This window comes from Psychromonas sp. B3M02 (assembly GCF_003318165.1).
Taxonomy (GTDB): Bacteria; Pseudomonadota; Gammaproteobacteria; order Enterobacterales; family Psychromonadaceae; genus Psychromonas.
In genome coordinates, this window is record NZ_QOCB01000009.1 from 1 (window position 1) to 15,790 (window position 15,790).

11 protein-coding genes are annotated in these 15,790 nt (G+C 37.6%); 5 read left to right on the forward strand and 6 right to left on the reverse strand.

The window, feature by feature from the left end; all coding sequences use genetic code 11:
* Positions 1-14 precede the first annotated feature (14 nt).
* The 3 genes from DS885_RS00690 to DS885_RS00700 all read right to left on the reverse strand — a co-directional run bounded on the left by DS885_RS00690 (position 15) and on the right by DS885_RS00700 (position 2,588).
* Positions 15-692: a haloacid dehalogenase type II gene (locus tag DS885_RS00690; protein ID WP_113817483.1), complete on the reverse strand. Its 678-nt coding sequence runs from the start codon at positions 690-692 to the stop codon at positions 15-17.
* A 140-nt stretch (positions 693-832) separates the two neighbouring features.
* On the reverse strand, positions 833-1,411 hold the full coding sequence (locus DS885_RS00695) for a TetR/AcrR family transcriptional regulator (protein ID WP_113817484.1): 579 nt from the start codon (positions 1,409-1,411) through the stop codon (positions 833-835).
* Between the two features lie 178 nt (positions 1,412-1,589).
* Positions 1,590-2,588, reverse strand: coding sequence for an NADP-dependent oxidoreductase (locus DS885_RS00700; RefSeq protein WP_113817485.1), 999 nt, complete (start codon positions 2,586-2,588; stop codon positions 1,590-1,592).
* Positions 2,589-2,748: 160 nt separating this feature from the next.
* Here DS885_RS00700 and DS885_RS00705 point away from each other — a divergent pair, with 160 nt between their 5' ends.
* Both DS885_RS00705 and DS885_RS00710 read left to right on the forward strand, forming a co-directional pair.
* A complete protein-coding gene (locus tag DS885_RS00705) occupies positions 2,749-3,657 on the forward strand; it encodes a LysR family transcriptional regulator (RefSeq protein ID WP_113817486.1) in 909 nt (302 codons plus the stop codon).
* A 27-nt stretch (positions 3,658-3,684) separates the two neighbouring features.
* Entirely contained in the window at positions 3,685-4,533 is an 849-nt protein-coding gene (locus DS885_RS00710; protein WP_113817487.1) for a M50 family metallopeptidase, read from the forward strand.
* Between the two features lie 39 nt (positions 4,534-4,572).
* Here the strand turns inward: DS885_RS00710 and DS885_RS00715 are convergent, their stop codons facing one another.
* Positions 4,573-5,922 carry an MATE family efflux transporter gene (locus DS885_RS00715; RefSeq protein WP_113817488.1) on the reverse strand — a complete coding sequence of 450 codons (1,350 nt, stop codon included), beginning with the start codon at positions 5,920-5,922 and terminating at the stop codon, positions 4,573-4,575.
* A 306-nt stretch (positions 5,923-6,228) separates the two neighbouring features.
* On the opposite strand from DS885_RS00715, the gene DS885_RS00720 reads away from it, so the two are divergent.
* Complete coding sequence (locus DS885_RS00720; protein ID WP_113817489.1) at positions 6,229-8,931, forward strand: bifunctional acetate--CoA ligase family protein/GNAT family N-acetyltransferase; 2,703 nt, start codon at positions 6,229-6,231, stop codon at positions 8,929-8,931.
* A 385-nt stretch (positions 8,932-9,316) separates the two neighbouring features.
* Positions 9,317-11,962: an aminopeptidase N gene (gene pepN / locus DS885_RS00725; protein WP_113817490.1), complete on the forward strand. Its 2,646-nt coding sequence runs from the start codon at positions 9,317-9,319 to the stop codon at positions 11,960-11,962.
* A gap of 87 nt (positions 11,963-12,049) precedes the next feature.
* Here the strand turns inward: pepN and DS885_RS00730 are convergent, their stop codons facing one another.
* Together DS885_RS00730 and DS885_RS00735 are read right to left on the reverse strand one after the other, a co-directional pair.
* Positions 12,050-12,664 carry an outer membrane beta-barrel protein gene (locus DS885_RS00730; protein WP_181817668.1) on the reverse strand — a complete coding sequence of 205 codons (615 nt, stop codon included), beginning with the start codon at positions 12,662-12,664 and terminating at the stop codon, positions 12,050-12,052.
* 103 nt (positions 12,665-12,767) lie between these two features.
* Positions 12,768-13,286, reverse strand: coding sequence for a DUF2062 domain-containing protein (locus DS885_RS00735; protein ID WP_113817492.1), 519 nt, complete (start codon positions 13,284-13,286; stop codon positions 12,768-12,770).
* Positions 13,287-13,319: 33 nt separating this feature from the next.
* On the opposite strand from DS885_RS00735, the gene DS885_RS00740 reads away from it, so the two are divergent.
* A complete protein-coding gene (locus DS885_RS00740; protein WP_113817493.1) occupies positions 13,320-15,788 on the forward strand; it encodes a DNA internalization-related competence protein ComEC/Rec2 in 2,469 nt (822 codons plus the stop codon).
* Positions 15,789-15,790: the final 2 nt, after the last annotated feature.

Sequence of the window (15,790 nt, forward strand, 5' to 3'; positions counted from 1 at the left end):
TAATACAATTGGTATTACTTGTGATCTGCTTCGATAATCTTTTCAACCACAGTCAGCATATCTTGTTCATGAATAGTGGGGGTTAAATATTGTGGATTATATGGTGTACCAGCACGGTCAATATAAGCCGCTAACATGCCAGCAGACATCGCGCCATGTGTATCCCAATCATGCGTTGCTACTAAACGAAGTTCGTTAATTGTTTTATTCAAATGGTTTGCTGCAAACTGATAAACCTTAGAGTCAGGTTTAAAACTACCGGTTGATTCTACTGACAATACTTGATCAAAGTAGTCATTCAGACCAGCATTGTTAATCTGTTTTTCAATCAATGCCTGTGATGAGTTAGAAAAAGCAATCGTTTGATAGCCATGGTCGCGCAACTTTGCTAATGCAGGTTTGATATCATCATGTGCCGACAAACTTGAGAATGTGGACAGGATATCATCTCGTGCTTCTTTGCTCAGAGTCACTTGAGTCCGCGCTGCAATATTATTTAAAACATCACCAGCCAGTGTCGCAAAGCCAGTTCTTAACCCAGTAACGGCACATACAGTGGATGTATGTAATAGGGTAGAAAACCACAAACCCATTACAGATTCATCACCAAAAGCGTGTGCAAATTTGGGCTTTAACAAATTTAAATTAAGCACGGTTTCATTGATATCAAATAAGATAGTATTACGTGTCATGTTGATTCCTTATGTTGCGCCAATCAAACTTACTTTTACTTGGGCGGTTTATGAATTTAACCTCGATTAAAACTAAACGATTGGTTAGATAATAGGTGAATAAATACTGTTATATGTCCATTTATATTTTAAATAAGAAACTAATTAAGTAGCTTTGCATTGACTGCATCGAAGGTGATCTCTATGAAATCATGTACTTGTTCAATAGGGTGTACTTTTGAAGCAGCGGATACGGACTGTTTAGCAATAATTAAATAGTCGGCTATTCTTAATGCTTGTTGCTCACTGACATTCTGTTCCTGAAGCTTTTTGCTAAACAGTTGACGTTGATAATCCACAAAAGACTGAATTTCATTGATGATTAGGGTCTCTTCTTCGCTGTTAATTTGCAAACGTGTATTAGTCATCAAGCAACCTTTACTAGTATCTTGGGCACCATAAATGGTTAAGCAATCGTAAAAAAATTGTTTGATATCTGCTACACCTGCTTGGCTATATTTAAGTTTAATAAAGGCTGAAGAGTGTTGGTCTCTGTAGGCCTTTAAGCTCGCAAGAAAAACCCCTTGTTTACTACCAAAACTGGCGTAAATAGAAAACTTATTAATGCCCATGGTGGATTCAAGTAAGCTCATCGACGTATTGTGATAACTATTTCGCCAAAATAGTTCTGTGGCTTTGGCGATAACTTCACTGTCTTCATAGTTTTTTTTACGTGCCATCTTCCTTACCTAAACGATCGGTTAGTTTTAGTTTATGATAAATATCTTAGATAAATTTACAAGTGGATTTTTAGAAAAGCAGGAATTTTACGTAAGTAAAATGGATTTGAAAAAAGCACTAACGAGTTGAAAGTTAGTGCTTAGCTGTGAAATTAATCTTTATATATGTAATAAATGATTACAATTTAACGACTAATTTTCCTTTATTGCCACCAGTCGCAAATAAGTTGAGTCCATCAATAGCTGACTCTATTCCTTCTAATACATGTGTTCTATGTTTGATTTTTCCTGTCATCACATAAGGAGTGAGTTTTTCTAATAACTCTGGCACTTTATGAAAGTGATCAGGCATAGTGAAACCTTGAATAGTAATACGACGTTTGATGACATTTAACCAGCTTGGACCTGGTGCAGGTGTATCACTGTGATAATCTGAAATTAAGCCACACACCACAACACGACCATGTGCATTCATTTTATCTATAATCATATTCTGAATAGGGCCGCCGGTATTTTCAAAGAAAACATCAATACCGTCTGGTGCTGCTTTTGCTAATTGCTCAGCTAAATCATCGCTTTTGTAATTAATCGCGGCATCAAATCCTAGTTCGTTGACGATCCAATCTGCTTTTTCTTGGCTGCCAACAACACCAATTACACGTAAACCATCAGCTTTTGCTAATTGCCCAACAATAGAGCCAACCGAGCCTGCAGCACCGGTTACGATTAAGGTTTCGCCTTTTTGTGGTTTACCTACGTTAAATAAACCTTGTGTGGCTGTTAAACCTGGTAATGCAAAGACAGACAAAATACTCTCATCTGGTAAGTCAGCGGTGACTTTATTTAAACCTTTGCCATCACCTAAATAATACTCTTGCCATCCCATCATTCCCATGACGCGATCACCGGCGGTAAAATCAGGGTGATTACTGACAGTCACTTCACCAATGCCTGAGCTGCGCATTACATCGCCTAAGGCAACTGGCGGAATATAACTGTTCATATCTGGAGTCATCCATCCAAACATCGCAGGATCAAGTGACATATAACTTTGTTTTACTAAGATTTGGCCAGGTGCCACTTCGGGTATCGTTTTCTCAACTACTTCAAAAATAGATGGATCCACATGACCACCTTGATGGTGTTTAATGAGATTAATTGCTGTATATGTTGTCATGTTGTTTTCCTCGTTATTAATATAAAAGAGTATGTTGTGAACCAACGGAGATCAGTATGACAACTGTTAATAATAGAATATATACCTTAAAATGAGCTTCTTTATTGTTATAAAGACAATAATAAAAGGTTTGATTCTTAATCACTTAAAAGGGCTAAATATGGATCAGTTACGCGCACTCAAGTATTTTGTGCAAGTGGTAGAAACGGGTAGTTTTACTAAAGCCGCTGAGATGTTCTCTGTTCCTCCCTCCTCGCTATCGAGGAGAGTCGCAGATCTTGAAAAAAGCCTAGGGGCCACCTTATTAAAACGCTCTACACGCATAATGTCTTTAACAGAAATAGGGCAACAATATTATCAGCAAGTTAGTGAGGTATTGCGTAGCCTTGAACTCAGTGATGAATCTGTGCGAGCTTATCAAACCATACCGATGGGGGTACTTAACATAAGCTCAACCGTAGGCTTCGGTGAAAAAGTCTTATTACCTTTATTAGATGAGTTTTATGATTTATACCCTCAAGTTACTTTGAATGTTACCTTAAGTGATGAATTGTCTACGTTAGCAAGAGATGAAGTCGATTTGGCGATACGTGGCGGTTATGCACCAGATGAGCGGGTTGTGGCAATTAAACTGATGGATAACGATTTTATTACAGTTGCATCGCCAAGTTATATGGCGCATATAGGCGAAATAACTGATGTGATGCAACTTAAACAACATCAAGGTTTATTCTTTAAAACACCCGCTGGTCCAACACCTTGGTTGTGTGAAATTAATGGACAATGGCATGATGTATCGGCAAAACCCTATTTGATAACCAATAATGGCGACTGGTTATTAAGACAAGCCATTGCGGGTAAAGGGATATTAATGATGCCAAAATGGGCCTTATATAACTGTTTAAAAACCGGTGAGTTGGTTGAATTAGACATTAAACCTGCATTAACGGTCACACAAAACCCTAACTTAGGCATTTTCTTGTTGTATCAAAAGCAGCGTTATCAGGTTCCAAAATTAAAAGCCGCGATCGACTTTATAGTGGCAAGAATCAATGCCCTTAATCACTAAGTATATGATCTAATAAAAGGAACTACATTGGACTTATCAACACAATTAAGCCTTTTACCCAGTGTCGTAGATAATAGCTTTGATCTGCTGATTGAACAGACGTTGAGTGCGTTCAATCATCTTAGTCTGTTTATTTTGTTAGTGACGGTATTATTTTTATTACAGCGCTTAGTATTTAAAACCAGTATGCAACTGTTTGGTGGTAAAGCCATCTATATCAGTGCTTGGATAGGCACTCCCATTCATGAATTAAGCCATGCTTTTGCTTGTATTGTTTTTGGCCATAAAATTAAACGAATCTTATTATTTAGCCCAGATCAAAAGGGCACCTTAGGTTATGTTACACACTCCTATAATAATCGTAATCTATGGCAGGTAATGGGAAACTTCTTTATTGCCATTGCACCACTATTAGGAGGATTATTCGCTTTATACCTAGTTACTTGGCTTTGTTTAGACAATGCTATTGCGTTGTTTAACTTATTGCAGAATGGACTCGTTAATGGTTTAAGTGAATTACAAACTGGCAGTCTACTCAATCTAACCCATGATCTGGCATCGATTATTCAACAAGCTTATATTGATGATCCCCTTAAATTAGGGATATGGGTTTATTGTTGTGCAGCTATCAGCTTACACCTTTCCCCTTCAGCAGAAGATATTAAGGGCATTAGTGGCGGGCTATTCACTTTTGTTGTGGTGTGTATTCTGTTGATGTTGATCAATCAATATTTACAATTAACTTGGTTTTCTGAAGTGGGGGCAATGATTAATACAGTGTCCATGGCTTATTTGATAGGCATAGTGTTGGCGAGTATGTTGTTATTACCTCTGTTATTTACCCGTTGTTTGTTATTAGTGATGAGTATCAAATGACGCCATTAACTTTTCTACTGTTATTAGCGCCAATCAATATTAACTAACGGCAAACTTTTTACCTTGAATGCTGTGTAAACGGTGACCTAATAAAATTGCAGCAGTGGTTAAGCCTACTGTGATCCCTATCCAAAACCCGATAGCCCCCATTGGTTGAGTTAACCAGTTTGTCATACCTAAGATATAACCTAAGGGTAATCCAACTACCCAGTAGGAGATAAAAGTACGGATAAAAATAGCTGACATCTCTTTATAACCACGTAAAGCACCGGCTGCAACCACTTGGATAGCATCAACGCATTGATAAATAGCCGACAGTAAAATTAAAGTGATGGCTAGTTCAATCACTTCAAGATTATGTGAGTAAAGCTCTGCAATCTGTTGTTTAAAAATAATACTGAATAGGGCGGTGACCATTGAAAGACCTAAGCCAATCGCTAAACCAGCATAACTTGCTTGCTTTGCACCATTATTACTTTGTTTGCCTAAGTTAAAACCAACGCGGATACTGACGGCGTTTGCGATACTCATAGGTAACATAAAGATCATACTGGAAAAGTTAATGGCGATTTGATGTGAAGCAACCACATTTGCCCCTAAAGGCGCGACTAATATTGCAATGGCAGCAAAGATGGTAACTTCAAAAAACAGTGCAACAGCGACTGGCAAACCGAGTTTAGTAATGTGATAAATATGCTTGAAATCTGGCTTAGTAAATTGCGTAAACAATGGGTAATGTTTTAATTTTCGCGTGTAATACACGTAGGCAGCAAGGGCGATACACATAAACCAGTAAACAATAGCTGTCGCCACACCACAACCAACACCGCCTAATGCTGGCGCACCCCATTCACCATATACAAACATCCAGTTTAATGGAATGTTAAGTAATAATCCTAAAAAGCCAATGACCATTGCAGGTTTAGTCAGCGATAATCCTTCAATATAGTTACGTAGCGCTTGGAAGATGAGAAAAGCGGGAATGGCAAAAATCATTGCATACAGATAGTGTGTGGTGATCTCTGCTAAACGGTCTTCAATCTCCATGATCACCATTAATGAACTGGCATTGAATAATACTATAGCAACGGGGATACATAGTAATAACGAAAGGTATAAACCTTGTTGTCCGGTTTTAGGGATGTTCGCTAAATCATTTGCACCATGAGCTTGTGCTGTTAATGGAATTAAAGCCATCAATACACCCACACCAAACAGGATACAGGGTAGCCAAATACTTGCTGCTATCGCTACCGCTGCCATGTCTGTTGCACTGACACCACCGGCCATGACTGTATCAACAAAACCCATCGCTGTTTGAGCAAACTGCGCAATAAATAAAGGCAGGCTAAGCTTGATAATTTTTTTAGATTCAACAACAAAAGGCACAACTGACTCCACTCAGACAAAACAGCGAGTTTATGGTGATCAGCTGCGCGGTGCAATGGAATTCTTACTTTAAATGCAAAAACAACTGAGTTATTTTTACAACCATGGAATTATAATTAATAGACTTATTTTAATTAGTGGTTTTGCTTTTAAAAAGAGCTGCTTGAAGTGAATATAAAATTAAGGATATCCTACAAAAATAGATGATAAGCCTCTTACTTTATTTAAAAAACACAGCAACTTCTATTTGAATAGGTAAACTATTCGTTCTTGGTATTTATACTCACTGTATGAGATAGGTTTGTTATGAGTTTGCAGTCATTGAAGCACTTCTTTAACCCTAAGTCTGTTGCTGTTATTGGAGCATCCGTGAATATTAAGCGGGCAGGGTACTTAGTCATGAATAACCTGTTAGCGGCAGGTTTTAATGGCCCTATTATGCCGGTCACTCCCAAACACCGTTCAGTACATGGTGTATTAGCCTATCAAACCATTGCCGATTTACCGATCGTGCCGGACTTAGCGGTGATCTGTACCAATGAAGCACGTATTCCAGATATTCTTGTTGCCTTGGCTGATAAAGGCTGTGTTGCTGCTATTATTGTTGCCACTGAAGGACAAGCAAGTACTTCAAATGAAATCTACCGCTTAGCGACACAACATCATATTCGCTTATTAGGCATGAGTAGTTTAGGTGTGATTAATCCGCATAGTTTATTGAATGCCAGTTTAGCCCATTGTAATGCATTACCAGGAAATATTGCTTTTGTTTCACAGTCAGCTGCTGTGTGCACCACAGTATTGGATTGGGCGAGCAGTAAAGGCATTGGTTTTTCAGCTTTTGTCTCATTAGGTGATGCGCAGGATATTGGTTTTCCTGAAGTGTTAGATTATCTTGCGCGTGACAGTAAGACGCAATCCATCTTGTTGTACATAGATAATATTGATAATGCTCGCGCCTTTGTCTCTGCTGCACGTGCCATTGCTTTACATAAAACCGTGTTAGTCATTAAGTCTGGCAGCTCTTTATTAGGGGCAAAAGCCGCTGCGTTACATAGCCGTGGCTTATTTGGACACGATAGTGTTTATGATGCTGCCATTAAACGGGCGGGTATGTTGCGTGTACATGATTTACACGAGTTGTTTGCTGCGGTTGAAACGCTTGCTTATTCCCGTGCATTACATGGTGAACGTTTAGCCATAGTCAGTAATGGCGGCGGGTTGGGCGTGCTTGCTGTTGATAACCTAGTAGAAGAAGGAGGGCGTTTAGCAGAGCTTGATGCCCCGTTAATGGATAAGCTTAATGCTTGTTTACCGGATAATTGGTCGCACAATAATCCTATTGATATGATCGGAGATGCAGACCCAACACGTTATGCCACAGCCTTAAAACACCTGATGGATAGTGAGCAGGTAGATGCTATTTTAATTATTCATTCTCCCTCTGCTTTATCGAATAGTGAAGAGACGGCGTTAGCGATTGTTGATACGATTAAAGCACACCCTAGACGTAAGCAAATTAATATTTTAACTAACTGGACCGGAGAAGCTGCCGCAAGACCAGCACGACAAATCTTTGCTAACGCTCGCATTCCTACTTTTAGAACGCCTACCGGTGCGAGCACTGCGTTTATGCATTTAGTACAATATCGTCGCAATAAAAAACTGTTAATGGAAACACCAACTAGTGTGCCCGAACATATTGTCTACGATGCAAATGCTGCAACAAATTTCATTAAAGAGATGCTTATTGAACGAAACCAAGGAGATAATGAGCAGCTAGTTAAACTCAGTACTTATTGTACTAAACCGTTATTCGATGCTTATCATCTTAATACCATCGAAACGCATATTGCTATGGATATTACAGATGCCATTGAGAAAGCAAAAATCATAGGTTATCCGTTAGCGGTTAAGATTAACTCGCCGGATATTCAGTTTAAATCGCAAGTTCATGGGGTCATGTTAAATATTAATAATGCGCGTGAACTAGACTCCGCGCTAAGGTCGATCACTGAGCGTGTAAAAAAATCATTACCGGATGCACAGTTGACCGGGTTTACCCTACAAAAAATGGTGGCTTCTGGTTTGGCTCTTGAGTTACGCGTTATGATTAAGCAGGATGCTATCTTTGGGCCTGTGATTGCTATTTCTCAAGACAGTGATACCAGGGACTTACAAACTACATTAGAAAATGCAGTGGTTGCGTTACCGCCTTTAAACATGGCATTAGCGCGGTATTTGGTGATTCAAGGTATTAAAGATAAAAAAATAAAAGTGAAGCAACAAGTGCAGGATTTTGATATGCAGGCAGTATGCTTGATGCTAATTCAGTTGTCTCAGATGTTATTAGATAATCCTGAAATTGAAGATTTAGATTTAAACCCAGTATTAGTGGCTGGCAATAAAGTGACCATAGTCGATAGCCAGATCACTTTGCTTCAGAGTGAAGCCAATTTACCTTGTCGTTTTGCAATAAGCCCTTATCCGAAACACCTCGAAGAAACCATTGATCTAAAAAATGGACAAACTATTTTATTAAGACCAATTACTGCTGAAGATGAGGTCCGTCATCAACTTTTCGATAATAGCCAAACTAAAGAAGATCGTTATAAACGCTATTTTTCACAACGTGGTTCCATGACTCATGAAGAGATGGCCATGCTGACTCAAATAGATTATGAAAGAGAGATGGCATTTATTGCGGTTAATTATGTTGACGGAGAGGAGCAGGATATTGTTGCTGTAATTCGAGCGTCTACCGACCCCGATAATATTGAAGCAGAATTTGGCATGATAGTAAGTCGAGGTTTACAAGGGTTAGGCATGGGGTCTTTATTGTTAAATAAGATGATTGCTTATCAACAATCAAAGGGTACACGTTATTTAGTCGCCATGACCATGTTAAACAATATTGGTATGGCTAAATTAGCTAAAAAACTTGGTTTTAAAATAGAGCGTGATATTGAGGAAGGCATTATTAATATGCACATGGAACTTACAAAATAAGGGGAAGTCTGATACAAATACAGAGCCTAAATTGTTGTTAGCCGATTTACTCTTGTGCAAAGTGAATAAAAGCTGATCAATTTCCCCTATTTGTGATTGAATATTAACAATAAATAAAAAATAAACGTAAATATATTGTCGTGGTTATAACACTGGCATTACATAAATTGTTCAACTTTTAGGCGGTAATACTTAACTCTAATAATAAGTTGCTACAAAGGTGAGTTTCTTTTGTGTTAGTGATGAAAATGAAATAAGTTTTTAACCAGTAAAATAAACAATGTAATGAATGTGATTGTTATTAGTATACAAATAAGGCTTAGTAAATAAGCAGCCTTCTTGTATATTAACCGTATTAATTTCCCTGATTTAAGAGTGTATAAAAATGAGCCAATCTGACTCTCTCGTAGAAGAAGTTATTGAAAGAAATCCGCATGAAAAACACCTTAGTGATTACCGTCCATCAAATTACACTATCTCCACTATTGACCTTGAGTTTGATCTGTTTGATAACCAAACAAAAGTAAAAGCTATTAGCCAAGTGACGCGTGTTAGTACTGATAACACACCGTTATTTTTATTCGGTGAAGCATTAACCTTAGTTTCCCTTCTAGTAGACGGTGTTGAATATTCAGATTACCAACTAGCTGAAGATGGTATTGTTATTAATCAATTGCCTGCTTCATTTACGTTAGAAATTAACACTGAAATTGATCCTGTTGCTAATCAAGCTTTTGAAGGTTTGTATAAATCTGGCGATGCGTTCTGTACACAATGTGAAGCGGAAGGTTTTAGACGTATTACCTATTATTTAGATCGCCCTGATGTATTAGCTAAATTCAGTACTAAAGTGATTGCCGATAAAGCACTGTATCCGTATTTATTATCAAATGGTAACCAGGTAGATCAAGGTGATTTAGAAAATGGACGTCACTTTGTTTCATGGGTTGATCCGTTCCCTAAACCTGCTTACCTATTTGCGCTGGTGGCTGGTGATTTCGATTGCCTAGAAGATAACTTTATTACTAAAAGTGGCCGAGATGTAAAACTCGCCTTATTTGTTGATAAAGGTAACTTAGATAAAACACAACATGCAATGGTCTCCCTGAAAAAATCAATGCAGTGGGATGAGCAACGCTTTAATTTAGAGTATGACTTAGATATCTACATGATTGTGGCCGTTGATTTCTTCAATATGGGCGCCATGGAGAATAAAGGCCTAAACGTCTTTAACTCTAAGTTTGTATTAGCGAACTCACAAAGTGCAACGGATCAAGACTACTTAGGTATCGAAGCGGTTATTGGCCATGAATACTTCCACAACTGGACTGGTAACCGAATTACCTGTCGTGATTGGTTCCAATTGAGTTTGAAAGAAGGGTTAACTGTATTCCGTGACCAAGAGTTTAGTTCTGATCTAGGTAGCCGAAGTGTTAACCGTATTGCCAATGTAATGACTATGCGTGACCATCAATTCGCCGAAGATGCTGGGCCTATGTCGCATCCAATTCGTCCTGAAAGTGTCATGGAGATGAATAACTTCTACACCTTAACGGTATACGAAAAAGGCTCTGAAGTGATCCGTATGATGCATACTCTATTAGGTGAAGATAAGTTCCAACAAGGTATGCAGTTGTACGTACAGCGTTTTGATGGACAAGCCGTTACCTGTGATGACTTTGTTGCTGCAATGCAGGATGCAAGTGGTATCGACTTAACTTTATTTAAACGTTGGTATTCGCAATCGGGTACACCACAAGTGTATGTTACGGATCATTACAACAGTAAAGACCATACTTACCAAATCACCTTTAAACAGAAGACACTACCAACTGCGGATCAAAAGAAAAAACTGCCGCTACATATTCCAGTTGATATTGAGCTGTTGGACAGTAATGGTAATGCTATTGAGTTATTACCGGGAAAAACTAACCGAGTACTAAGCCTCACTCATACAGAGCAAACTTTTGTATTTAAGAATGTATTAACCAAGCCGGTTCCTTGTTTATTCCGTGGTTTCTCTGCACCTGTGAAATATCAATATGCTTACAGTGATGAACAGTTATTGGATATTATGAGTTTTGCTAGTGACGAATTTTCTCGTTGGGATGCAGGACAAACGCTATTTAACAAATACTTGGTTAAAAACGTCAAAGCGTTACAGAATGCAGAAATGCTATCGTTACCAGAAATCTTTATTGATGGTTTTAAATCTGTATTAGTAAGTGAAGATTTAGATCCATCATTAGTGGCTGATATGTTTGCATTTACCAGTGAAAACGGTGCACGTGAGTTATTTGATGTTGTCGACATTGATGCAATACACACAGCGCGTGACTTTATGTTGCAAGAGATCGCTACGCAACTGCATGAATTATTTGTAGACACATACTTACGCCATAACGAGTTAAAAGCGTATCAACCAGATATAGAAGATATTGCAAAACGTAAACTAAAAAATAGTGCGCTGGCATTTATTGCGCGTGTAGATAAAAAGTTAGCAAACGAATACGTTTTAGCACAAATTGAAGCATGTAATAACATGACTGATTATCTTGGTGCTTTAAATGCTGCAAACAGTGGTTTATTAGAGTGTCGTGCATCTGTCATGCAAGCCTTTGATGATAAGTGGTTTGAAACAGGCTTAGTGATGGATAAATGGTTTGCACTACAAGCAAGTATGCCATCTGATAATGTACTGAAAAACATTGAGGCATTGTTTGGTCATCGTAGTTTTGATTTTAGTAATCCGAACCGTTTACGTTCATTAGTGGGTGCCTTTGCACAAAATAATACTTATCGCTTCCATAACCTTGACGGTAGTGGTTATGCATTTTTAACGGATCAGTTGATTAAGTTGAATAGTCAAAATCCGCAAGTAGCGTCTCGTTTAATTACGCCTTTAATTCAATTCAAACGTTTAGATGAAAAACGTGTAGCACTCATTAAAGTACAATTAAACAGATTGTTAGCATTGCCAGATTTAGCTGTTGATCTGTATGAGAAAGTGACTAAAGCATTAGCACAATAGAAAATAAAAAGGCCAACTAGTTGAACTAATTGGCCTTTTATTATGCTGCTTAAATTAATTATTAAATGTTGATTAATTCAACAAATATTAAAACTTGTATTCAATACCCGCTAATAATTCTGCTTCAATTAAGTAACCATCTGCACAATCTTCACCACTACAGAAAGACTCTGTATGGCCTTCACGTAATAGTGTGCCGTATACTCTGAAATCACTACGCAGTGCAAAATGTTGATTTAATTGGTAACGCATACCCACGGCTGCACTTGCTGAAAAAGCGTAAGCTGAACTGTAATCATCGTCATCTGGTAAAATATGTGTACCACCCACGCCTAAGGCGATACTGGTGGAGAAAGGTGAGATATCTTGGAATAAGATACGGCCACCAAAATGTAAGTATTGAAGGTAAATATCTGTATCACCAGAAGAGCGAACGCTGTTAGAGAAGAGTAACTCGCCCTCTGAATTTTCTTTATAACTCCAGTTTAATGCAATTGCTTGTGCAAAACGTGCTCCATCATCTGGATCGTTTATATCTGTACCATCATCATAATCTAGGTCAATACGGGAGCCTAAGAAACCAGTTATACTAATATAATCATTGTTATAGCCAGACTCTGGGTTCACTAAACGTTCCGCAAAAACCGGCGTTGATAAGGCCGTTAACAATAATGTTGAAATCGCTTTTTGATGTATTTTCATGCAATATCCATATTCTAATTTAATCATTATGATGAGAAGAGAGGTTATAAAAATAATAGAGTAAAGTAAATTCTATATAAATTCGAATTATTTATTTTTTATCTTAATGTTTCTTATAAGATTTACGTTTTTTCCACTTTTGAATCGAACTATAGCGCCAAAATAGAGTAAACCCCCAATAACCTAATCCTGCACTGATTAATCCTAGGATCACACAACCTAAAAATAGTGGCGGGGCGATGGTTTCTATGGCATTAACGATCCAATGATATGACAGCTTAAAATGAAAATCTAATAAAGGTGCATGTAGAATAAATGCGCCTAAACGATAAGCACAATAGAACAGTGGTGGCATAGTAAGCGGGTTTGATACCCAAACTAAAGCAACAGAGATAGGCATATTCACTGAGAAAAACATCGCTAAGAATGCCGCTAATAACATTTGAAATGGCATTGGCATCCAAGCACAAAATAAACCTACAGCAACCGCACCAGCAGCACTACGTCGATTTAAATGCCAGAGATTAGGATTTTGTAATTTTGAACCAAAACGTTGCAAATGAGGATGTGACTTTAATGTCTCCGGATTTGGGGAAAAACGTTTAATAAATTTTTTTGGCATATAATTAAACTTTATCTACTTAAATGGAAAGAAATGCGCATAACAATAAGCTTGTCTATTGTTACTTTTATTACCACTCTATATTGGCCACAGTTACTAAATGAGAGTGGTTTACTTAGTTGTGCCTATATTATTGTTATTTTGATGTGTTGGCCAAGATGTCGCTATCTAACCATTGTTCCTATTACAGCCCTGTATTTTAGTTTTTATGTTTATACCACTTTGTTTGGTATTAACCATTCGATAACAACCCATAATAACACTCAAGTAGATAATTTATTAAATAATAATCATCAATCCTTAATGAGTTTTATCTCTGAGAATAGTAAGGCACAAGACAATACCATAACAGTGCAGGTTAAATCATTAATCAATACAAAAAATAGTGGTTATTTTGTTGCTCGTATGACCGCTATCAATGAACAAGCTTGTATTATTTGTCCTTTAATTGAAATGCGTTGGTTTAGACCAACATTAATAGTACAAGCTGGGCAAGTACATCAATTCAATGTGCGTATTAAAGCGTTACAAGGAAAAGCCAATCCAGATGGTTTTGATCGTCAAAAGTGGCGGTATGCACAACACATTGCCTATATTGCGTCGATTAAACAACATGTAATGACCATAGACTCGGCTATTTCATGGCGCGCTAAAATATATAATCACGTACTAAAATTGACCGAAGGATTACCACATCAAGGCGCTATTATTACACTAATATTTGCTGATAAAAGTTTAATCAGTGTGCAAGATAAAAATACAATTGCTAGTTTAGGTATTGCTCACTTATTTGCTATCTCCGGTTTACATATTGGTTTGCTCTTCGTTTTTTCATTTATTTTGTTATACAACCTGTGTAAATGGGTAATGCCAATCCATCATTTAGGGTGGACATCCTGGCGATTAGCTAATGTGTTTGGTTTGATAGTTTGTATTGGCTATGGATATATATCTGGGTTTTCATTACCTACTCAACGTGCCTTATTGATGCTGCTTTTGAGCATCATCATGTTGTCGAGTAAACGAAAAATTGCTTTATTTGACCTGCTGTTTATCTGTTTTTGGGGGATGTTATTGTTTGATCCCTTAGCCATCTTGAGTAATAGTTTATGGCTTTCTTATACCGCTATGTGTGGGATTGTAATTTTCTTGTGGTTAATGAAAGGCAGGCAAGTACCCATTAATCAACAACTCTCTTGGTGGCAGGTGTTGATAGCTAAAAGCTGGTTAGTAGTTAAAAACTTATTGTCATTGCAATTAATGTTAACACTGTTCATGTTACCGATTCAGTTAATTAATTTTTCTGCAGTGAGTAGTTTTGCTTTAATGATTAATTTGATAGCAATCCCTCTTTTCTCCTGGGTGATTATTCCTGTGGTGTTATCAGGTGCGTTGTTTGTTCTAATTTCTGATTCAATAAGTTATTCATTGCTTTCTTTAGCAGATCATCTATTAGTTATCTTTTTTGATTATGCAGAGCCCTTCACAAATGGCTACATGGCTTTATCGGATTTTTCAGTAAGCAGTTTATTAAGTCTTTTGTTATTTGCATTACTTTACCTGTTTAGTTGCTTGTACAGTCGTTTTTTTGTGGTTAGTAATAAAGCTCGCTACGGTTTTATGGGGATCTTTTTACTTTTTTGTTGTGTGACATGGCTGGAGAAAGCATATCAAAAACAAGCATCATGGCAGGTAGAGGTGTTTGATGTTGGACAAGGGCTAGCTATCTTAATCAGTAGTGATGGGCAACATCTACTTTATGATACTGGGCCAAGTTATGGTGAGCACTATGCTGTTGCGAACAGTACATTAATACCTTATTTAAAAGCAAAAGGGGTCGAAACATTGGATGTGTTAATGGTCAGCCACAGCGATAATGACCATGCTGGTGGCGCTAAAGTGATTCAAAATGCGTTCTCCGTCACACAAGCTTTTTCAGGCGAGGCAAGTGTGCTTAATGCAAGCTCCGTAATGGCTGACATTACACAATATCAGCAATGTTTGGCTGGGCAAGTCATCTATCTTGGACAATTAACCATGACGTTACTTGCGCCTATCACATTAGGTAAAAATAATAATGATAACTCTTGTGTATTAAAAGTGAGTGACGGTCAGCATAGTGTCTTATTAACTGGCGATATTAGCAAAAAAATAGAGCAGAAATTGATTACTACGCAGAACGCATTTTATCAGGAACAAAAATCAAGCAAGTTAGCTTCTGATATTTTGATTGCACCTCATCATGGCAGTAAAACTTCCTCTAGTGAAGCGTTCATCAAACAAGTTAAACCAACCTGGGTAGTATTTTCTGCAGGGTATAAAAATCGCTGGCGTTTTCCTATACAATCCGTGGTCGAACGTTACCAGGAGCTGGGGGTTGAACATTTAACAACCGCTAAAACTGGATTTATTCGCTTTAATGTGCAAAATCAGCGTATTGAAGTAAAAACTTATAGAGAAGATCTTGCATCTTATTGGTATCATCAGCATCTTGCATTCTAAAT